Source organism: Kolteria novifilia (assembly GCA_007748055.1).
Taxonomy (GTDB): Bacteria; Planctomycetota; Planctomycetia; order Kolteriales; family Kolteriaceae; genus Kolteria; species Kolteria novifilia.
This window is the reverse complement of sequence record CP036279.1, coordinates 6394419-6415217: the sequence shown is the minus strand read 5'-3', so window position 1 is coordinate 6415217 and position 20799 is coordinate 6394419. Positions and strand designations below refer to the sequence as shown.

Below are 20799 nucleotides of genomic sequence, written 5' to 3'. Positions count from 1 at the left end.
TTGACTGAGGTACCAGGCTACGCGTTGCCGCTTCGCGGCTGGGAGATGGCCGTTGATTCGTCCAAGGATGGGTAGGTCGGCGGCTCGGTATGCCGGCTATCCGATCGCTGGATGACGAATCACGGGGCCTAGGAGACCCCCTCTAACTCCCCCTTGGACAAGGGGGAGCCATATGGGATCCCTTGGACAAGGGGGAGCCATATGGGATCCCTTGGACAAGGGGGAGCAACAAGCCTCCCATGGCGGGCCACAGGCCCACCCTACGGGACTTCGTGGTGGGTCAAGACCCACCCTGCCACGTCTCACCGGTACGGGTTCGGGTAGGCCTGCTTGAGGCTGACGCAGCGGTAGAGATAGAGAGTCTCCTCGGCGTGCTTGCCGCGGTAGACGGGAACTTCCTCGAGCGGTTCGATGCGCTGGAAGTAGTCACGATACCAGTCGTTGGGATCGTCGAGGAACTTCTTGGTGCTGACGAGAATGCCGTCGTTGCCGACCCATTGCTCGGGGTTCTCGAAGAAGGCGAACGATCGCGGATCGCCCGAGAAGCAGGCGACCGGCAACTTGCCCTTGAGGGCGTAGTCGACCTTCCCGCTTTGGAACCAGCGATTGGTGAAGACGAAGATGTCGTCGCGATCGAGTAGCCCCTTGTCGGCCAAGACGCGTTCGAGTGGCTTATAGTCGAGGCACTCGAGCGTCGGATCGTCCGGCTCGCCGAACTTTTCCGAGAGCCACGTCGGTCCCAAGTCACGCCACCAACCGGTGGCCGCGTGCGAGGTCAGGAAGATCAGCGCGACCGACGTCGTCAGGACCGTTCCCCCCATCCAGTAGCGCGTCAACTTGTTCTGCTCGCGCAGACGTCGATCGATCGCTTCCCCCAACGGCAGGAAGAGGAGCAAGTAGCCCGGTGCCTGCCAATGAAAATGGAAGCCGATCGGAGCGTAGACGGAGATGACGGTGAAGAGGACGATCGGGATCGTCGCGAGCGAGGCGATGAACCAGCGAATCCGGTCCTTCGGCCCACGCCACCAACACTGCATTAGGACATAGACCAGCGGCAGCCAGATCCACGGCAAGAGCCAGAGGGCTTGCCCGCCGATGTTTCGTGCCAGCCAATCCCAACGAAGACCCTTGTAGTCGAGCCCGCGATTGCCTTGCCAGAGAAACGAGATCCATTCGTTCTGCTGGTTCCAAAGAAGGACGGGCGTGAAGAGGGCCGCGGCGATGATGAGGGCGATGTAGGGGCCGGGGTGCCAGAGCCAATGGAGTTGTTCGCGACGAGTCACCACGTAGATGACCGTTCCCATGACGAGAAAGACGGCGTGGTACTTGCTGAGCATCGCGAGTCCGAGCATCAGTCCGACCATCGCCCACCAGGCCGTCGGTCGGCGAACGTCATCGAAGAAGACCTTTACCAGGGCCGCGATCGCCGCGACCCAGAAGAACATCAACGGGCCGTCCGGTTGCAGGAAGGTCCCGACGCTGAGCGTGAAGACGGCGGAGAAGTTCAGAAGGAGCACCGCATAGAACGCGGACCAAGAGCCAAAGAGCCGGCGGCCGATCGCGTACATCAGCCAGGTCGTGCCCGCGAACATGATGATGAACGGAGCGCGGACCGCGAGCGGTCCAACGGTGCCGGCAACCTTCAGGCCGAGCCAGCCGAGCCAAAGCGACATCGGCGGATGGTCAAAGTAGCCGAGACTCGGGCGGATCGCACACGCGAAGTGGTAGGACTCGCCGTAGCCAAGGCCGACAAAGGATCCAGTAAGGATCCGAAAGGCGGCGGTCGCCGCGATCAGGACTAAGACGGCACGGGTCGCGCTCGCGGCTTCGCCGGGGGCTTCCGTGGGTCGTTCGAGAGGCATGGAGGCTTGAGGCACCTGCTATCTCCTTCGCTGCGTTTTGTCGTTGGTGGCTTGGCGGTCCCGCGAGCCTGTCGGGGGAGCGGAGCCGATCATGGTTTTGATTGGTTTTGCGTAGGCGTTGAAGGCAAAGTTGCCGCCGCTGGGGCCCATTTCGCGGAACTTGAAGCCGCGACTATCGACGAGGTCGACGGAGACGCCGTAGTGGCCCGGACGGTCGACGGCGGGCAGGGTGAGGCGAAGCGAGATCGACTCGCCGGGATCGAGCGTGCCATGGTCGAGATGGGTGACTCGTTTCCAGCCGCGCTCGCCGTTCTCGCTACCGATCCGGAGTTCGACATGGACCGATCGCTCGGCGTGTCGGCTGAAGGACCAGGGACGGTCGCTCGTGTTGGTGATGTCGACGACAATCTCGTCGGGTTGATGGACGGTACGGGAAATCGGCGGCTCCTGGACGACGATCTTGGCCGCGAAATGGGCGTGAGAGGGTGTTTCGAGAAGCCAGTCGCGAAGTCGCTCGGGCGTGTGGGGAAGGTTTTCTTCCTCTAGCCAAGCGGTGTAGAGATCAAAAAGGTGTGGCAATCGGCAGCCTCGGTCCCATCCCGTATGCCCGTAGCGGAGTTGGTAGCACGACATCGCTTCGTCGAGCGAGGCGCCGGTGTAGAGCACGCGGTAGAGGGCCGACGCCAGGGCGGTCCGGTCGGAGCCTCGGCGGCAATGGATCAAGATTGGCCGCGGAAGGTTGTCGAATGCGTCGATCAGTTTGCGTAACTCTTTGGGTGGGGCGATGTTGGAAGTCTTGAGGACAATGTCGACGTGATCGAGTCCGAGTTCGTCAGCTTTGGCGGTTTCGGCCTTGTACCACTCCTCGCGGTTCCAGGGACCACGCAAGTTGATCACCGAACGGACGCCGTAGTGGTCGACGAGAAATTGAAGTTGCTCGGCGCTGGGCTGGGCGCTGCGAATGACCTGGCCCTCGACGACCACGCCATCGTTGAGTCGCGGCCAGAGGAGGGCCGTCGGGATGGCGATGCTGGCGACGACAGCGAGCGCGAGAGCGGCGAGCGTCGACGGTTTGGTTAGCCAATGCGGCAAGATTCACGTCCCCACCAGAGTCGGGCCGGTCTCTCGATGCCGGCCGGTCGGTGGCGAGGGATAGTGGGAAATCGCGATCGGGTCCAGCCCAGGTCGAGGGGGAATCGTTTTGGCGCCCAAATTGCTCAGAGTGAAGCTTGGGGAACGGTTGGCGCGTTGAGAAAGGCGTCGTTTTAGGTCAGTTTGGAGTCCATGCTCGAGGTCGCGAAGAGCTTGTCTTGGAGTTTTTCGAGTTCCGTGGTGCTGCGTCCGGGGTGGTCGTCGCGCCAGGATTGGATCGCTTCGGCATAGAGATCCGGGCGGACGAAGAGGCTGTCGGCGTAACGAACGCTGGTTCGCTGAGCCAGATCGAGGATGGAGGTCCGCTCTGTGGGGGAAAGCTTGTGGGCCTCGACAAGCTCGGCAAGCAATTTGCTGTGGCTGTAGAGTCTTTTCTTTTGGGCCTGACGCTGTCGCTGAATCCAATAGCTGAGCACGACTGCTACAATAATAAGCACGAACGGGAAGAGTAGCGTCATGGTGACTTGGTCGCGTGTGGAGAAAGTCTGACGCCAAGTATCCCAATCAATTTGGCCTGAAGTGAGCGCCCACATCATTAGCGTTGTTTGCCTTGTTAGGGGTCTCGAAATGGACGTTGCCGCGAAGGCCACGCACACCTACCGATCATACAGTCGTAGAATACGCCATGAACATCGAGACGAAAGTGGAATCATGCTAACGACTTTTGACGAAATGGGGGTCCAGTGACCGAGCCTCTAGCGGGAGTGATCGGGACGAGCGTCGCGATGCAGGAAGTCTACCGGGTCACGCGCCAGGTAGCTCCGACTCGCGCCAGCGTCCTTCTCATCGGCGAGACCGGCACTGGCAAGGAACTCATTGCGCGGTCGGTCCACAATCTCAGTCCGCGATCCGATGGCCCCTACGTGCGCGTCAACTGTGGGGCCCTCAGCGAGAGTCTGCTCGAAAGCGAGCTTTTCGGGCACGTCAAGGGGGCCTTCACCGGGGCGATTGACAACAAGACGGGACGATTCGAGGCCGCCCACACTGGCACCATCTTTCTCGATGAGATCTCCTCGATGAGTCACAAGTTGCAGGTCAAGCTGCTGCGCGTGCTTCAAGAGCGAGAGTTCGAACGCGTCGGCGAGAATCGCACCATCCGCGTCGACACCCGCGTCGTTGCCGCCACCAACCAGCACCTCGAAGACGAGATCGACGCCGGCCGCTTTCGGGAGGACTTGTATTACCGGCTAAATGTCGTTCCGGTCTACTTGCCTCCGCTGCGCGATCGCCTTGAGGATCTGCCGCTGCTTTCCGCCCACTTTCTCGCGAAGTACGCCAAGGAGAACCGGCGCGACGTCGACAGCTTCGAGCCAGGCTTCGTCGATCACCTCTCCAGCTATCATTGGCCGGGCAACGTTCGCGAGTTGGAGAACTACGTCGAACGAGCGGTCGTGCTCTGCGAATCGCCCCAGGTGCCTTCGGTCCTCTTGCCTCCCCAGCTTCGAGGCGAAGCACCGCTGCGAATCATCCGCTCGCGTTCGGTCGACCTTGAGTCCGCGATCGATGAGCTGACACGGCTGGCGCTGCGTTCCGCCTCCGCCGACGAGACGAACCTTTACGACAAGGTCGTCGGCGCCGTCGAGCGCGAACTGATCCAGCAGGTCCTCGCCGCGACCGACAACGTTCAGATCAAAGCGGCCGCTCGCCTCGGGATCAATCGCAACACGTTGCATAAGAAGCTCAAGGAGTACAAGATCTCCGAGGATGGCGAGGAGAGTCTCGAGGCATCGTAGCGCCTGGAGTCTCTCGCTCTTTGAGGGCAACACGTGGCTCCGGTGGGCGAAGTGACGACGTTTGAATCACGAGTCGCTTCGGCGCTCGGGAGACTCGCGCAGACTTGCGAGACCTATCTCGTCGCGGTCTCGGGCGGCCCCGATAGCGTCTCGCTGTTGCTGGCGATGGTCCGGCTGGGATTCGCGAAGGGGGATCGGCTGCGGGTCGCCCACTTCGATCACCAACTTCGGCCGGAGTCGGGGGACGATGCCGAGTTCGTCGCCAAGCTCGCCGAACGCTACTCGGTACCCTTCCATCTCGGGCGGCCGGACCCGGCAAGCGACCTTCGGGAAGGGCCCTCGCTCGAACGCGCGGCTCGGGACGCCCGTTACCGTTTTCTGTGTCAGATCGCCGAACAAGTCGGGGCCGCTGTGGTGCTCACCGCCCATACAGCCGACGACCAGGTCGAGACCGTTCTGCATCGGCTGGTCCGCGGGACGGGACTTGGTGGACTCGCCGGAATCCCCGAGGCGAGGTCGTTGACCCCGGCACTTCGGGTGCTTCGCCCCATGCTCTCGCTGCGACGTGCGGAGGTCGAATCCTATCTCGAGGCTCTGGGCGAGCGGGGCGTCACCGACGCGTCGAACCGCGATCCCATCTTCACCCGCAACCGCATTCGTCACGACCTGTTGCCCTTGCTCCGGACTACCTTCAATCCGCGCGTTGACGAGTCGTTACTTCGCCTCGCCAGTCTGGCGGAGGAGACCGATGCCCTCTTCGGGCGGCTCGCTCGAGTCCTGCTTCGGGAGGCCTGGTTGGTTCGGACGTCCGAAGAGGTCTCGCTTCGGATCGGTCCGCTCGCGGGTGCCGAAGCGATTCTGGTGCGTGAGGTGATTCGCCGCGTGCTCGATGAGCAATCGTGGCCGCGTGGGGAGATCGGTCATGAGGAACTGGTGAGCGTCGCCGAACTCGTGCATCGGGATCCGCCAGCGGCGATTGACTTGCCCAAGGGATTGCGAGCCGAGCGCCGCAACCGCCCCGAGCCACTGCTTCGGCTACGGAGACGAAGCACTAGGCTTCGTCTCAAAAGTTGATCGTTGGTCCGAGGCTCAGCGAGTTGGTGCGGGACGAGGAGGGCGAAGCAGGCGAATCCACTGGATTCGTCGATGCAGCCCGACAAAGTCCCGCGCCGACGCAGCCAGCCGAAGCCAGAGCCGACTTTTGAGACGGAGCCTAGTTCCTAGCCGCGGCTGCGGCGGGCTCGTTCCATCTCGCGTTTGTGGGTCTTTTCCTTGAGGGATTCGCGTTTGTCGTATTGACGCTTGCCGCGACCGAGTCCGAGTTGGACCTTGGCTCGGCCACGCTTGAAGTAGAGTTGCAGGGGAATGAGGGTGAAGCCTTGCTCCATTCCCTTCTTGGCGAACTTGGCGATCTCACGCCGATGCAGCAAAAGCTTTCGCTTGCGCTTCGGTTCGTGGTTCATGATGTTGGCCATCGCGTATTCGGGGATATCGGCCCGGATCAGCCAGACCTCATCCCTTTCGACCCGCGCGTAGCTCTCTTCGAGGGAGGCTTTACCAGCCCGCAGACTCTTCGCCTCGGTTCCGGTCAAAACGATCCCGGCTTCGATCGTGTCGGTGATTTCGTAGTCGTGGCGCGCACGGCGGTTTCGGCAGACGATCTTCTCGCCGCTCGACGTGGTCTTGTCCGATTTGCCGCTCTTCTTGCTCTTTGACATCGTCGTTCACCCACATCCACGACACGCCCTGGGCCAGAAACGTTCATTGCGGGCGCGACGAACGATGCTCCAGCGAAAGTCCGAATCGCTCATTGTGCGGTGGATGGGCGTGGCGGACAAGCCAACGGTTTTCGCAAAGTCCTCGGGAGGGAAACGGAAAGCGGGACGCTTGATCCGACGCGAGCCGCTCTGGAGTGGAGGCAGCGTCACCGGCGAGGGGTCTCGGGCCGGGGGGCCGACCATCCGTGTTCCCGCGGAAGGGAGGTTGACGATCGGTTGCTCTCAAGTGCTCTGTTCCAACTTGAAGTTGGTGTTGGCGCAACCCTAACAGTCCGTTGATTTAAGCGGGCCGCGAATAGATCAACGGGCTGCTAACCCTTTGGCACTGACTGACCAGCAGCCAGTGGCTCTCCAAAACCTAGTGCATCATCCATTCTTAATTTTTGGGTAGAGTCGGGCCAGTTTGGTGCGTGCTTCGTCGATTTGTAGTTGCCAGTCGACGCCGCGCTGCTTCTGGTTGGTCTGATCGGACCAAGCCCCGATTTCGTCTCGTAATTCGTCGAGTTCGCCGACGCGTCGACCGGTCAGACACTGTCGTGTCATCGCGCTCAGTTCGCATTCGGCGACGTTTAGCCAGCTCCCATGCTTCGGAGTGTAGACGAACGTGATTCGCTTGACATAGGCACGTGCCACGGCAGGCTCAAACAACTCGTAGAACGCTCCCTTGGTGTGGGTGTTTAGGTTGTCGAGAACCAGCGTCACTTGCTGGCAATCGGCGTAGCGAGTGTCGAGCAGTTGCGCGACCTCTTGCGCCCAATCAACCTTGGTGCGTTGCGACCTGGCCGTCGCTTGGCGAAAACCTGAAAGCGGCTCGCTGAACATGAAGATGCTCGCCGTTCCGTTTCGTTCATACTCGTAGTCGACTCGCTTGGGATGGTCCTTGGCAGCTTCAATCGGCTGCCTTGTTTCTTTGATCAGCTGGACCGGTTGCTCGTCCATGCAAATGACCGGATGGTCTGCATCGTAGGGTCTTTCATAGGTTTCGAGGACTTCCTCCATGCAAGCGACGAACTCAGCGTCGTTCTCGGGGGGGATCACCCAATAGTCGATCATACGCTTGGTCATGCGATTTTTTTTAGCGTCTTGCGAACGGTCTCGGGACAAATGGATTCCACTACCTCTAGTTTAACCAATTGATCGGCAAGCAGTTGCAGCGTCCACTTGCCGTATCCCTTGGGCGGCTCTCCCAGACGCATGGCGATTAGTCTTGCTTCGGCCTGCCCGTCGAGCTTCGGCGGAGTCGGTGGCTTCTCGCGTCTCATTCCATCCAATGCCAACGCAAAACTCTCGGTGACTAGGCGTTTGCGTAGATTCTCAACGGTCTGGACACGACAACCAAAAGCCTCGGCAATTCTCTCATCCGTCCACGCCGGACCGTTGGCGTCTGTCTTCAAGAGCATTTGTGCCCGTCGAACCTTCTGGGAGGAGCCTTTGAGCTTCTTGATGACCGCGTGACAAGTTGCGCGTTCCTCTTCCGTGAGGCGAACGATGTACTTCTTGTTCATTGGGAAACCTCCGTGCTTTCCAGGAAGCAGCAAGTTTCCTCGAACAGAAGCAATCAACCAACCCGAAATCCTAGGATAGATGAACCACTAGATGGACCGGAGCACTTGTGTCCTGATTGGTTAGATCATCGCTCCAAAGAGCCTTGGGCGCCAAAAGACCCACGCTCGCCGTCGGGATGCGGGAAACGCGTCTGATTCGGCACGTTCCCGCGCGAGTGGGGAACGTGCTTTCATGAAACGAACTTGCCGATCCGGTTCTAGCGAGAGATGGCGTCGGGATTGGGGTTGGAACCGAAGCGAAGCGTCGGAGACGACTCCAAGCGATTGGTCATGTCCTCGACCGGGGGCAGGGACGTTTCGGCCGACACGACCGGCGGCGTCGTCAACGCCTCATCGACCGGAGCCGCGGTCGCTTGGTTCGACGACAGCGTCGGGATGATGTGCTTTTGCACGTCGAGCACGAGTACCGGGACGACCGCCAAGCCGAACGCGAAGGAGAGGCCCGCGAAGACATTGACCCACGTGCCACCCTTGGAGAGCTTGGCGGGCTCGGGCCGCGGGGCCGGTTCGTCGGGGATCACCGCTTCGGCCGGCGTCGTGGGGAACGGGAATGCGTGGTGGTACGCGACCGCGCCAGTCGTGTATTCCGACATCGAGGCGGTCGAGACACTCGAGCTGGCGGTGAGCGTGTTGATTTCGTGCGTCGTCCACGTCGTGGCGGTCTCTTGCTGGGGTGGTGTCGTCGCCGTGGTGGCGCTGCTTTCGGCGAGATTCTCCATGACACTGGTCTCCTCGAGTGTCGTCGGGGTGAAGGGGGCGCCGACCGGTTCGGGCGCGTCGTTCACCTTCAAGAGCTGGTCGTATTCCTGCCAGATCTGCTGGAACATCATGTCGTCGGGTTCGGAAGCCGGCTCCGGGGCGGCGGGCATGCCGCCGGCGGCTGGCGTTGGTTCGATCCCCGTCACCGGTGTCGCGGCTGCGAGTTGTTCGGACGTCGACGTCTCCTGAACCGAGGCGGTCGCGGCCATCAAGGCTGCGGGGGCCGGCTCGGGGAGAGCCGTCGTTTCCGGGGTGGTCGTGAGAGGCTGCTGCTTCAGTTTCGCGAGCAGTCCTTCCGCCTTCTGCGGCGGAATGCGGAGTAGGAGCTGCGCGTTGAGCAGCGGCGCGGACTCTTCCCGCACGAGGACGTGGTCGGGGTTCAACTGCGCCACCTGAATGCGGCAGTAGGCCACCAAGTCGGGCCGGCGCGTCCGGTGGGCGAAGTAGAGGGCCAACGCGTAGGAGTCGGCGGCCTCGCTGGTTTGCCCCTGCGCCGCCTGGTGTTCTCCCAACTGCTTGTACAACTCATGGAGCCGCTGATCGTCACGAACCACCATGAATTCAGTCCCTTCTCAATGTGTTTGTGGGTGCAGCCTCGTGTTTCGTCAAAGCCCGAGGTTCGGGTGCCACTGGCTGCTTGTCAGTCAGTGAGAACGAGTTGCGTAACCATCAACCCGAATTTGGACCTTGGACAACGTGGCTAGCAGCCCGCATCGCTTGATTGACGGTCTGCGACGCCCATCGGGCGTTGACGCCGCGTAGAAGTGCCTCCGCGGAGTTCGAGCCGATAGCAGAGTGTCCAATGTGGCTCAACCCGAGAAAAGGGAGCGCCGCCGGAGGGGAATGCCGGTGTCCGGGACGTCGTTCGGAGCGAACCTGGTTGACCACCCGTGCCCGTTTTCCCAGCTTAGCAGTCTATTCGATGGAAACTGGCTGCCGGTCAACACGGGGGCGACCGACGACGAGATGGAATGCATGACCATGGTGGATGAAGCAATTCGCAAAGCGGATGTCTTGATCGAGGCGCTCGACTACATCCGCGAATTCCGAACTCGGATGGTCGTCATCAAGCTCGGCGGCAGTGTCATGGAGCACGTCGACGCGCTGCAAGCCTTCCTTGAGGACGTCGTCTTCATGGAGACCGTCGGCGTCCGGCCCATCCTCGTTCACGGGGGGGGCAAGGCGATCTCCGAGGCGATGCGGCGGGCCGGGATCGAACCGCATTTCGTTCAGGGACGACGCTACACCGACCCGAAGACGCTCGAGATCGTGGTCGATGTCCTCACACGGGAGATCAATCGCGACATCGTCGACAAGATCGAATCGCTCGGTGGGTGGGCGATGGGGCTGCACGCCCGGACGACCAATTGCCTCTTCGGCGACCGTATCCGCGTCGACGAGAAGGGGGAGCCGATCGACATTGGTCGAGTCGGACGGGTGAAACGCCTCGACGAGAACCGGCTGCGAAAGCTTTGCCACGCCGGCATCGTTCCCGTCATCCCCAGTATCTGTGCCGATGAGGACGGCGGGCTGCTCAACGTGAACGCCGACACCGTCGCCGCGGCGGTCGCGCGGTTGTTGCGGGCGGAGAAGCTCGTTTTCGTCAGCGACACCCCCGGCCTCTTGCGAGACGCCAGCGACGAGGATTCGCTCCTGAGCAGTGTCTCGGCGGATGAGTGTCATCGCATGATCGACGATGGGTCGATCAGCGCCGGCATGATCCCGAAGATCGAGGCTTGCCTGGAGTCGCTCAACGCGGGTGTCGGCAAGATCCACTTGGTCGATGGTCGCGTGCGGCATTCCCTCCTCTTGGAAATCTACACCGAGAGCGGCGTCGGTACCGAAATCCATCCCGACTAGTCGCCGTCGAAATTGACGACGGCATCCACGAACGGCTACCCCCGGTTGATTCAACCGGGGCCGACGGAGTCGGTTGGAAGTCTCAGGGGAGAGGCCCATCCGGCAGGGACGATCCATTCTTGGGATGCGACCTTCGCCCGCGACTTCTTGCGGCTGCGCCGCCCAGGTAGCGGAGCAACCTGGGCTAGCCAAATGCGCGGAGCAACCTGGTGTAGCCGAGAGCGCGGAGCAGCCTGGTGTAGCCGAGAGCGCGGAGCAGCCTGGTGTAGCCGAGAGCGCGGAGCAGCCTGGTGTAGCCGAGAGCGCGGAGCAAGCATCCACGAACGGCTACCCCCGGTTGATTCAACCGGGGCCGACGGAGTCGGTTGGAAGTCTCAGGGGAGAGGCCCATCCGGCGGGGACGATCCATTCTTGGGATGCGACCTTCTCCCGCGACTTCTTGCGGCTGCGCCGCCCAGGTAGCGGAGCAACCTGGGCTAGCCAAGAGCGCGGAGAGAGCTGGTGTAGCCGAGAGCGCGGAGCAAGCTGGGCTAGCCGAGAGCGCGGAGCATGCATCCACGAACGGCTACCCCCGGTTGATTCAACCGGGGCCGACGGAGTCGGTTGGAAGTCTCAGGGGAGAGGCCCATCCGGCAGGGACGATCCATTCTTGGGATGCGACCTTCGCCCGCGACTTCTTGCGGCTGCGCCGCCCAGGTAGCGGAGCAACCTGGGCTAGCCAAATGCGCGGAGAGAGCTGGTGTAGCCGAGAGCGCGGAGCAACCTGGTGTAGCCAAGAGCGCGGAGCATGCATCCACGAACGGCTACCCCCGGTTGATTCAACCGGGGCCGACGGAGTCGGTTGGAAGTCTCAGGGGAGAGGCCCATCCGGCGGGGACGATCCATTCTTGGGATGCGACCTTCTCACGCGACTTCTTGCGGCTGCGCCGCCCAGGTAGCGGAGCAACCTGGGCTAGCCAAGAGCGCGGAGAGAGCTGGTGTAGCCGAGAGCGCGGAGCAAGCTGGGCTAGCCGAGAGCGCGGAGCATGCATCCACGAACGGCTACCCCCGGTTGATTCAACCGGGGCCGACGGAGTCGGTTGGAAGCCTCAGGGGAGAGGCCCATCCGGCAGGGACGATCCATTCTTGGGATGCGACCTTCTCCCGCGACTTCTTGCGGCTGCGCCGCCCAGGTAGCGGAGCAACCTGGGCTAGCCAAATGCGCGGAGCAACCTGGGCTAGCCGAGAGCGCGGAGCATGCTGGTGTAGCCGAGAGCGCGGAGGCTGTCGAAGTGGCCGAAAGCATCCCTCAAGCCAGGAAAGCGGGGAAGCCTGGGTTGGCCGGGCGATGTATCGTTGGTGCGGCAAATTAAGGTGTTGCCCCAGCCTGGAGTGACTTGCCTCGGTGACCGTGCTCCTTTCTCTCACACGTGAACCTCCGTAACCGTTGGCGCCTCTTACCTTTCCTCAAGTTGGACGTGATCGCGGCCGGGCCGTTTTTTCCCTTCGCTTTGGCCGGCTGGATCGTAGAAAATCCCTTTCCCCGGTGGTTAAAAGGAGTCGAGATGACAGCCGCCATGGAGTTGAGTTCGCCCGAGGTGATGGACGTCTTCGCACGCTACGTCGTGCCCAACTACACGCGCTACCCGGTCTGCCTCGTGCGCGGCCAGGGGTCGGAAGTTTGGGATGCCGAAGGCCGCCGCTACCTCGACTTCTTCCCGGGCTGGGGCTGCAATCTCCTCGGCCACTGTCCGCCGCGAGTTGTCCAGGCGGTTCAGGAGCAAGTCGCCCAACTCATTCACGTGCCGAATTCCTGGTACATCGAGTCGCAGGGAGCGTTCGCCCAGGCCCTGGTCGAGCGAAGCTTCTCCAGCCAGGCCTTCTTCTGCAATAGCGGGGCCGAGGCGAACGAGGCCGCCATCAAGCTCGCCCGGGCGCATCAGGCTCCTCGCTACAAGATCATCGCGACGCAGCAGAGTTTTCACGGCCGTACCTTCGCCGCCATCAGCGCCACCGGTCAGCCCAAGTATCAGCAGGGTTTCGGGCCGCTCTTGCCGGGATTCAAGCACGTACCCTTCGGCGATCTCGAGGCGATGGAGCATCAGATCGACGACGAGACCGCGGCGATCATGGTCGAGCCCATTCAAGGGGAGGGCGGGGTCAATCTCGCTCCCGAGGGCTATCTCGAAGGACTTCGCAAGCTCGCCGACGACCGCGGGCTGCTCTTGATCCTCGACGAGGTTCAAAGCGGCATGGGTCGCACCGGCCGCTGGTTCGCGTATCAGCACACCGACATCACGCCCGACATCATGACGCTGGCCAAGTCGCTGGCGGGTGGGGTGACCGGCGGCGCGATGCTGGCTCGGCCGGAAGTCGCCGCGTCGCTCAAACCGGGCATGCACGCGGCGACCTTTGGCGGCAACCCGCTGACGTGTCGGGCCGGGCTCGCGACCATCGAAACGATCGACGAGGGCAACCTGCTCGAACGGGGCACCGCGATCGGTGAGCGGTTTCGCAAGTTCTTCCTGGAACTGAGCGGGACGACCAGCGTGATCCGCGAAGTGCGTGGCAAAGGGGTCATGATCGGGGTCGATCTCGCGATGCCCGGGGCGGAGATCGTTCAGCAGCTTCTCGAGCGAGGGCTGCTGGCCAACTGCACGCACGACACCGTCTTGCGTTTGTTGCCGGCCCTGACGATTCAAGATGAGCAAATCGACGAAGGATGTTCCATCATTGCCGACGTATTGCGTTCGGCCGAGGGGTGAGAGGAGCTGGTAAGCGACCTCTCGAGGACAAGCGGCGGCGAGCATCTTTGCTCGCCGTTCGCATTCTCGCGATTCCCCTTGAGATGATAGACCTGGAAGAGAAGTGTCATGCGTCACCTACTCAGTCTCCTCGACTTGTCTCGAGACGAAGTCCATCATCTGCTCGAGCTGGCTCTTCAACTGAAGCAGCAACAAAAGAAGGGGATTCCTCACGTCCGCCTCGGTGGTCGCGTCCTGGGAATGGTCTTCGAAAAGCCCTCGTTGCGGACTCGGGTCAGCTTTGAGTCGGCGATGGCCCACCTCGGGGGCTCGAGCATCTTCCTCACCGGCCAAGACGTCGGGCTGGGAAAACGCGAGAGCATCGCCGACGTCGGACGCATCATGAGCACGTACGTCGACCTGCTCGCGGTGCGAACTTATTCGCACGATGTGCTCGAGGCGCTATCCCAGCACGCCAGTTGTCCGGTGATCAACGCCTTGAGCGACTTCCTGCACCCGTGCCAGGCGTTGGCCGATATGTGCACGCTTCAAGAGCACTTCGGTCGGCTGGACGGGTTGACGTTGGCGTTCATTGGCGATGGAAACAACGTCGCTCGGTCGCTCGCGTTCGCGTCGTCCTTGTGCGATGTCGAGTTCGTCCTGAGTTCCCCGGAAGGCTACAGCTTCGAACCGGAGTTCAAGGCTCACTTGCAGGCGTCGGGCATGGCGAGCCGCATTCGCTACGAGCCCGATCCCCTGAAGGCGGTCGAAGGGGTCGACGCGGTTTACACCGACGTTTGGGCGAGCATGGGACAGGAAGAGGAACGCGAGCAGCGCCTCAAGACCTTCCGGCCCTATCAAGTCGACTCCAAGATGATGGGGCAGGCCAAGCCGGGAGCGACCTTCCTGCACTGTCTTCCCGCCCATCGCGGCGAAGAGGTGACCGCGGAGGTGATCGACGGGCATCAAAGCATCGTCGTGGAGCAGGCCGCCAACCGAATGCATGCCCAGAAAGCCCTGATGCTCTGGCTTCTCACCGAGGCAAGCTAGGCAAGTCTGGTTTGCCCTGTTGATTCGACATTTTGCCATTGTCCGATCGCTGTGTCCCCTTGTCCAAGGGGCATTCCGATCGCTCTCCCTTGTCCAAGGGGGGCATTCCATTCGCTCCCCCTTTTCCAAGGGGGAGAAGGAGGGGGTCTTTCCTTTCGTCAACTGGCGGCCCTTTCCCAGCCTCGATGCGGGTGATCAAGACTCCATTGGTGAGGAAAAACGGGTGTCGCGAGAGAATGGGCGAACCCCCCTCAATCTCCCCTGGGTCGTTGGGAGCGATTGGAAAGCTCCTTTGCCATCGCATCTGGCGGAATTGCCATTGGCGCACGATTCGGCGCGCGCTATAGGCCGTCGTCACACCAAGGATATCTCCTCACACTGCGCTCAATCGAGAACCCAAACGACTCGAGAGAAGGGGCGAGACGGATGCGGTTTTTTGGATTTGCCGGGCTCTTGCTAGCCATTTGTTCCAGCCAAGCGCTGGCCCAAAGTTTCTTTGATCCCGCGGTCGCCAAAGTGGTCGACCTCCCGAAGGAGTTCGAACTCGCCGAGGACGATGGTCCCGTCTTGGTGAAAGTCTCCTCCTTCGCGGGAGATTCCGCCAGGCGTTCGGCGATCAACTTGACGCGCTACTTGCGTGAAGAACTGGAGGTCGACGCGTACGCCTTCCGTTACAAGGCCAACCCGACCGGACGGCCCTCCGACGAAGAGATCAAGAAGTTCAAACGCCAGTTCGAAAAGCGTTTCGACATCAAGCCTCGCCTGGGAACGCTCAACACGCCTCCCCAGGAGAACTGGGTCGTCCTCGCCGGCAACTTCGAGGAGTTCAACGACCGGACCGCCAAACGGATCCTCAAGAAGATTCGCAAGCTCGATCTCGAGGACCTTCCCAAGGGAGTCGTGATGACCCGCTTCATCACCGATCGCAGTCAGATCGACCACCCGTTCAAGACGGCCCACTTGGTTCGCAACCCGCTGGCCAAGAACGATCAGGGAGAGGGGATCGAGAAGGGCAAAGCCCGCATGCTCCTGGCGATGAACCAGGGCGAGATGTCGGCGTATCAGATTCCCGACCCGTTCACGATCTCGGTTCGTCAGTTTCGTGGGATCTCGGTGGTCGGCGACGAGCGGGCCGACGAGGTCTTCCGAAAGGGGCCGCTGCTGAGCAGCAAGCGGACGGGGTTGCAGATCGCTGGGGAAAACGCGACCAATCTGACGCAACTCTTGCGAAACATGGGGTACGACGCATACGTTTTCCATGGGGAATACGCGAGCATCGTCTGCATCGGTGGCTACTCGCATCCGAACGATCCCCGGCTCAAGGGCGACTTGAACAAGTTCGTGAACCTTCGCGTCGGGGAACTGCCATTGTTGCCGAAAGTCATCCCGACGCCGCGACAGCCGACCATGCGGGCGAACTAAGCTCCGTGATCGGCGAACCGATGGGGATAATCGGCGGACCCGGAGCCGGCCAAATGGCTCCGGTCTTGGTTCACTTTGGGGGCTTTTCCGTCCAGTTTGGGCGGATCATCCCCCGTTTCCGTTTACAAAGAGCCCGTTTCTCCCGAAAAACCGTTCGCGAGGAGGCTGGGAAATGCGTGGCGGGCGGGAATTCGTTTTGGAGCCAAAAGCCGCGGACCGCTAAAATATCCAGCAGTGCCTTGTTGTCCGCACTCCGCGGAACATGGAGAATCTGGCCGGTACGCTCGGGGCACGCGGTGGCGACGTCGTGTCAAAACTTCGGGAGGACCCACAAGCCGGCCCTGAAGTCACTTCTCACGTCCGTGTCCATTTGGCAAAATGGCGGCTCCGCGTTCCCTCACGATGGAACGGCCCTTCGTGGCTTCTCATTCGGATGAGGTAAATACATCGGTGAATTCGGCGAACAATCCGATCGAGCGTTGTCTTACAATCCTCGCGGAGGCGATCCGGCGTCCTTGCCGACGCACCGTCGGGGGCTTCTCCGCCCTGGCCGTGTGCTTGGTGCTGGCGACGTTTGCCCAGGCACAAGATGAGTCGAGCGGTCCCAGCGAGCGCCAAGACCGTCCCGTTCGCAATCGCGCGGTCATCGAATCGCTGAAGATTCAGAAGGATCTCAGCCGGAGCGCCGCCAAACCGACCGGCCGAGAGTACGACACGTTCGACGACATGAGGCAGCGAAAGATCGCCGCCGATCCCGCCCTCATCGACAAAGTCGCCAAGTACCACGTTTACAAGCTGACCGATCCCAACGAACTCGCCGACCTGACGCGGCATGCCGACCTGATCATGCGCGATGTTCGGGGCGCGAGCGTCGCGGGCAATTCCAAGCAACTAAGCGTCGAATTTCTCAAGGCGTACAAGGCCTCGCTCTTTAAGTACCTCAAGGATCTGACGGACAACAACTTCGTCGTCCGCATCAACGCTCTGGTGCTGATTGAGCGTCTCTACGATCCCAAGTCGGTCAACATTCACGACGGCGTGCCGATCCTCCTCGAGGTGCTCGGGGACAAGAAGCAGGAAGAAGCGGTTCGCTACCTCGCCCTGAGCGGCCTCGACGCGGCCAAGGAGGTCGGCCAAGCTCGCGTTGTCGATGAGCGCAAGGCGGTCAACGCGATCCTCGACATGGCGTCCGAGCCCGATGTTCAAGAAGTCACGCTCGAACAGTTGGTCACCACGCTCGGCAACCTCGAACGTCCCCACCGAGGCGACATCGCCGAACGAGCCGAAGTCGGCAAGTTCCTGGCCGATACCGCTCTCGACACCAACATGCCCGCGCGGGTTCGGGTCGCCGCGGGTATTTCTCTCGGCAAACTCCAGACCTCCGGCATCCGCGGCTGGAACTTTCGTCTCCAGTCGGTCGTGATGGGCAAGGCCCTCCAGGCACTCATCGATGCTCACACCGCGGTCTTCATCAACGATGAGAAGTACCGCCACTTGGCCCTTCGGCTCGGCCTGGCGATCGGGGCGATGAAGCGAGAGATGGCGGACAACACGAGCGTCAGCGAGGAAGAGAAGAAGGATGTCACGGAGTTCACCCAGATCGCCTTCGCCGTGATCACCCAAATCATCGACCGCGCGGATGTGAACATCGACCCCCTTCAGGAATGGCTCAAGAAGAACGACAACCCGCAGCAAAAACGTCTCGCTCCGCGAGCCGGCGATTTGGTCATGATCGGCCAAAAGCCTGCGGGGTGAAGACTCGCGGCCCCTCAAGGACGAGGTGGTCGGACGCGAACGCGTAACTGGGGCCAGGGAGGGTCCCGATGGCTTCAATCACGACCCTTTGCCTATCCCTGACGCTTCTCGGCGCCGATCCGGCGATGGGACGTTCCCTCCCCGCGGGCCACTCGCCGCTCGTCCGTCGGCAACGTCTTCGCGCCGTCCAGGACCTACTCACCGCCGAGCTCCTCGCCGAACTCGAGCATCCCTCGTGGAGTCTCCGCCCCATTCGCGAGGATGATCCGCCCGCGCCGATCTGTCCCTGGCATCATCCGGCGATCACCGAACTCGTTGCTCGGGCGAGCGATCCGTCCCATCGCGACGACAAGACTCGGATCACGACCTCCCTGCGGGAGGGACTCGTCGACGCGACGAACCGTTGGCGTCGCTTCAACGCCGCTGTGGCTCTCGCGCACTTGGGGAGCGATTCCGGCGTCGCGGTCTTGAGCGAAACTCTCCTCGATCCGGAGGTTCCACTGTCGGTCCGAGTTGGCAGTGCGTTCGCTCTCGCACAGCACCCCGGGCGGCTCGACGAGGCACGCTTGCGACGGCTGATGAGCACCTGGTTCGATGTCGTTCAAGAGCGGCAAATCGCGCCAAGCGATCCCGAGCAGATCTTCGACGAGGACCAGACCAAGGCGATTCGCCATTTCCGCGAGAAGCCGGTCCTCGTGGGGGCCGTGTTCCACGCGATCGTTCAAGTCGCGTCCCGACGGTCCAGCTTCGATGCCTCGCGCGACGAGGTCGTCATCGCGGCGGTCGGGATGCTCCCCACGGGAATTGTCGCGGTGGAGAACGATCCGAAGCTGCTTCGCCAAGTCGCCGCGATCGCTCATGCGAACCGCCCATGGCCCACGATGCCCGAAACGCTCCGTCGACTGCTGCGCGATCCCGACGCGATCGTTCGGCGAACGGCCCTCGCCGCCTGTGCGACGCACCCGACCAGCGCCGCTCACGATGTGGTGCTCGATGCCTCGTACGACGCGGATGCATCCGTGCGGCGGGACGCTTTGGAAACCCTTGCTCGCTTTCCGGGGCTCAAGTCCGCCGACCGCTTGCGCGAAGCGTCCGCTAGCAGTAGTCCAAGCGACCGACTCGCTTCGATTCCCTCCGCCGCGACGCTGGGATTGGACCGTCTATTGCTCAAGGCGACCGGCGACGAGTCGAATTTGGTTCGCGCCAAGGCCGCCGCGTTCTTGAGCGACTGTCAGGCACCCGGCATGGAGGAGGTGCTCCGGCGTCTGCTCGCGGATCGTTCCTCGGCGGTGCAAGAGGCGGCGATCCGATCGATCGTCCGTCGCCCGAAGAGCGAAGCAATTCCGCTGCTGATCGAGGGGCTCGATTCTCCCGCGTCACGAACCCGCGCCACCGCGGCCAAGGCGCTGGCGTATCTCTGGCCGGAGGCGCCGGCGTTCGACGCGGTCGCCTCGCCGGCGGAGCGCACGCAGATGCTCGCCACGATCGAGAACGAGTGGCGATCGGGACGGCGTCGGCATCTGGCGCGTCATCGCGGGAAGCTCTCCCTTGAATCACGACGGCAACTGAAGGAGAGCGTCGCGGCGCTTCTTGGTCGTTGGTATGGGCCGGAGCGACGGCCCCGAGGGGAGTTGAGCGAGGAGCTACTCGCCCTGGGACCACAAGCCGTTCCCTTCATCGAAGAAGTGCTCGAAGAGCACGACTCCTATCCCGGCCCGCAACTGCTCACGAAGGTGCTCGGACCACTCGACCCCACCTACGCCCTCTTGAACGATCTTTGGTCGAGCAACCCGCGAACCGAGACCGCCCGGATCGCCGCGATCGAGGAGGAGCTGGCTCATCTCTCGTTGACGCCGATGCAGGCGGCGGAAGTCGTTCGCTACACCCGGCGCCGCGACAGCGATGGCGCTTGGCTTCGCTTGCTAGAGTTGGTGGAACGCGACGCCCCCGAGACATCGCGGTCGATCGACGAGCTGGGATTGCGCCACCAGAACCCACACATCCGTCGGCGCACGCTGGAACGCATGCTCGAACGATCGGGTCCCCAGAACGCCCAGATGCTGGTGCCGCTACTCAATGACAGTCACTCGTTGACCCGGATGCTGGCATTGCGAGCTGCTGGCCGGACGGGGGATGACTCGATCGCGCCGCTCCTGCGGGAGTCGATGCAGTCGCGCGACGACCGGACGAGCCTGGAAGCCGCCCATAGTTTGAGCCAACTTGGCGATCGCGAGGGCCTGTTCGGACTCTTGCGGCTGTGCCAAGCCCGGGACGAGTCGGTTCAGCGCGACGCGGTTCGTTACCTCGGCGACGTCAAGGTCGGAGGCGAGGATCAGGAACGCTTCGTCATCGGGCTCTTGCTTCGGTCGCTCGATGATCCGAAGCTGGAGATGCGGCGGGCGGCGTTGGCGGCGCTCGAGAAGCGGACCGGGCGCAGCGTCAAGTATGATGATCGCGGGCAACTTCTCTCGGAAGGAAAGCAAGCAGAGCTGTGGAGAAAGTCACTCGCGGGAATGTTCGACGAGAGCCCGACGCCGGAGTTCTCCATGCCGCGGCTGCCGCTGCCGTAACGATCCTGTCGCTGTTCGGTGCGGGTTGCCATTACACGCCGCCGGGCGGGCCGAGGACCTTTCCAACAACGACCCTGTCGGGAGTGGTGGTCTTTGGTGGGCGACCACTGCGCGGCGGGTTCGTGGTCCTCTACCCGACTAGGGGGACGGTCGGCAACCACGTCAGTGCCCGAATTGACGAGGAGGGCCGCTTCGCGTTCGAGGAGGCACCGGTTGGACCGGTCTCGATTCGGATCGACGTGGAGCGTCCATCGCTCCCGCCGGAAGAGCAACGGTTGGTCGACCCGCGGTTTCTCGAGCGGCTTCGTGGCCCGAGTTCTCCCTTCACTGCGACCACCAAGGCGGGGCGGAACGTCGCCTTGCAGATCAACCTTCAGCCACTTTCGATCAGAATATTGGAGTAGCGTCCTCGGGTTGAGAACGGAGAGGGCGTATCCCGCTTGCCGACGAACTCGCACGGCTCTGGGATGTTTCGATGGGAGAGTACTGGTGGAGAAGGAACCCCCTCACCCCTAACCCCTCTCCCACGGGGAGAGGGGGAACAAGAGGCTCACTCTCCCACGGGGAGAG

The 20799-nt window shown here is 62.2% G+C and carries 17 protein-coding genes; 9 read left to right on the top strand and 8 right to left on the bottom strand.

What is annotated here, in order from left to right; translation table 11 throughout:
- Positions 1-302: 302 nt before the first annotated feature.
- The 3 genes from Pan216_RS23610 to Pan216_RS23600 form a co-directional block, all read right to left on the bottom strand.
- Entirely contained in the window at positions 303-1877 is a 1575-nt protein-coding gene (locus Pan216_RS23610) for an ArnT family glycosyltransferase (RefSeq protein ID WP_145261989.1), read from the bottom strand.
- Positions 1878-1880: 3 nt separating this feature from the next.
- Positions 1881-2954, bottom strand: a complete 1074-nt coding sequence (locus tag Pan216_RS23605; RefSeq protein ID WP_419192910.1) for a fused DSP-PTPase phosphatase/NAD kinase-like protein — start codon at positions 2952-2954, stop codon at positions 1881-1883.
- Positions 2955-3127: 173 nt separating this feature from the next.
- On the bottom strand, positions 3128-3472 hold the full coding sequence (locus Pan216_RS23600) for a hypothetical protein (protein WP_145261985.1): 345 nt from the start codon (positions 3470-3472) through the stop codon (positions 3128-3130).
- A 267-nt stretch (positions 3473-3739) separates the two neighbouring features.
- On the opposite strand from Pan216_RS23600, the gene Pan216_RS23595 reads away from it, so the two are divergent.
- Together Pan216_RS23595 and tilS are read left to right on the top strand one after the other, a co-directional pair.
- A complete protein-coding gene (locus Pan216_RS23595) occupies positions 3740-4747 on the top strand; it encodes a sigma-54 interaction domain-containing protein (protein ID WP_145264321.1) in 1008 nt (335 codons plus the stop codon).
- Positions 4748-4789: 42 nt separating this feature from the next.
- Positions 4790-5821, top strand: a complete 1032-nt coding sequence (tilS, locus tag Pan216_RS23590) for a tRNA lysidine(34) synthetase TilS (RefSeq protein ID WP_419192909.1) — start codon at positions 4790-4792, stop codon at positions 5819-5821.
- A gap of 146 nt (positions 5822-5967) precedes the next feature.
- Here tilS and smpB read toward each other — a convergent pair whose 3' ends face one another.
- The 4 genes from smpB to Pan216_RS23570 form a co-directional block, all read right to left on the bottom strand.
- Positions 5968-6465: an SsrA-binding protein SmpB gene (gene smpB / locus Pan216_RS23585; protein ID WP_145261981.1), complete on the bottom strand. Its 498-nt coding sequence runs from the start codon at positions 6463-6465 to the stop codon at positions 5968-5970.
- A gap of 426 nt (positions 6466-6891) precedes the next feature.
- Complete coding sequence (locus Pan216_RS23580) at positions 6892-7590, bottom strand: IS630 family transposase (RefSeq protein WP_145254028.1); 699 nt, start codon at positions 7588-7590, stop codon at positions 6892-6894.
- Positions 7587-8030 carry a helix-turn-helix domain-containing protein gene (locus Pan216_RS23575; RefSeq protein ID WP_145254025.1) on the bottom strand — a complete coding sequence of 148 codons (444 nt, stop codon included), beginning with the start codon at positions 8028-8030 and terminating at the stop codon, positions 7587-7589. Before Pan216_RS23575 ends, Pan216_RS23580 begins: the two co-directional genes overlap by 4 nt.
- 257 nt (positions 8031-8287) lie before the next feature.
- On the bottom strand, positions 8288-9406 hold the full coding sequence (locus Pan216_RS23570) for a hypothetical protein (protein WP_145261979.1): 1119 nt from the start codon (positions 9404-9406) through the stop codon (positions 8288-8290).
- Positions 9407-9833: 427 nt separating this feature from the next.
- On the opposite strand from Pan216_RS23570, the gene argB reads away from it, so the two are divergent.
- Positions 9834-10709: an acetylglutamate kinase gene (gene argB, locus Pan216_RS23565; protein WP_419193694.1), complete on the top strand. Its 876-nt coding sequence runs from the start codon at positions 9834-9836 to the stop codon at positions 10707-10709.
- Positions 10710-10893: 184 nt separating this feature from the next.
- On the opposite strand, the gene Pan216_RS28600 is transcribed toward argB, so the two are convergent.
- Positions 10894-11022: a hypothetical protein gene (locus tag Pan216_RS28600; protein ID WP_419192908.1), complete on the bottom strand. Its 129-nt coding sequence runs from the start codon at positions 11020-11022 to the stop codon at positions 10894-10896.
- A 1231-nt stretch (positions 11023-12253) separates the two neighbouring features.
- Between Pan216_RS28600 and Pan216_RS23560 the strand changes: the two genes are divergently transcribed.
- The 6 genes from Pan216_RS23560 to Pan216_RS23535 all read left to right on the top strand — a co-directional run bounded on the left by Pan216_RS23560 (position 12254) and on the right by Pan216_RS23535 (position 20633).
- Positions 12254-13453 carry an aspartate aminotransferase family protein gene (locus Pan216_RS23560; RefSeq protein WP_145261975.1) on the top strand — a complete coding sequence of 400 codons (1200 nt, stop codon included), beginning with the start codon at positions 12254-12256 and terminating at the stop codon, positions 13451-13453.
- Positions 13454-13561: 108 nt separating this feature from the next.
- The gene (argF, locus tag Pan216_RS23555; protein WP_145261973.1) at positions 13562-14482 is read left to right on the top strand and encodes an ornithine carbamoyltransferase; all 921 of its coding nucleotides are present in this window, start codon (positions 13562-13564) and stop codon (positions 14480-14482) included.
- A 426-nt stretch (positions 14483-14908) separates the two neighbouring features.
- Positions 14909-15904: a hypothetical protein gene (locus Pan216_RS23550; RefSeq protein WP_145261971.1), complete on the top strand. Its 996-nt coding sequence runs from the start codon at positions 14909-14911 to the stop codon at positions 15902-15904.
- A 450-nt stretch (positions 15905-16354) separates the two neighbouring features.
- Positions 16355-17659 carry a hypothetical protein gene (locus Pan216_RS23545; RefSeq protein WP_145261969.1) on the top strand — a complete coding sequence of 435 codons (1305 nt, stop codon included), beginning with the start codon at positions 16355-16357 and terminating at the stop codon, positions 17657-17659.
- A gap of 68 nt (positions 17660-17727) precedes the next feature.
- Positions 17728-20229 carry a HEAT repeat domain-containing protein gene (locus tag Pan216_RS23540; RefSeq protein ID WP_145261967.1) on the top strand — a complete coding sequence of 834 codons (2502 nt, stop codon included), beginning with the start codon at positions 17728-17730 and terminating at the stop codon, positions 20227-20229.
- Positions 20230-20312: 83 nt separating this feature from the next.
- Positions 20313-20633, top strand: a complete 321-nt coding sequence (locus Pan216_RS23535) for a hypothetical protein (RefSeq protein WP_145261965.1) — start codon at positions 20313-20315, stop codon at positions 20631-20633.
- Positions 20634-20799 lie beyond the last annotated feature (166 nt).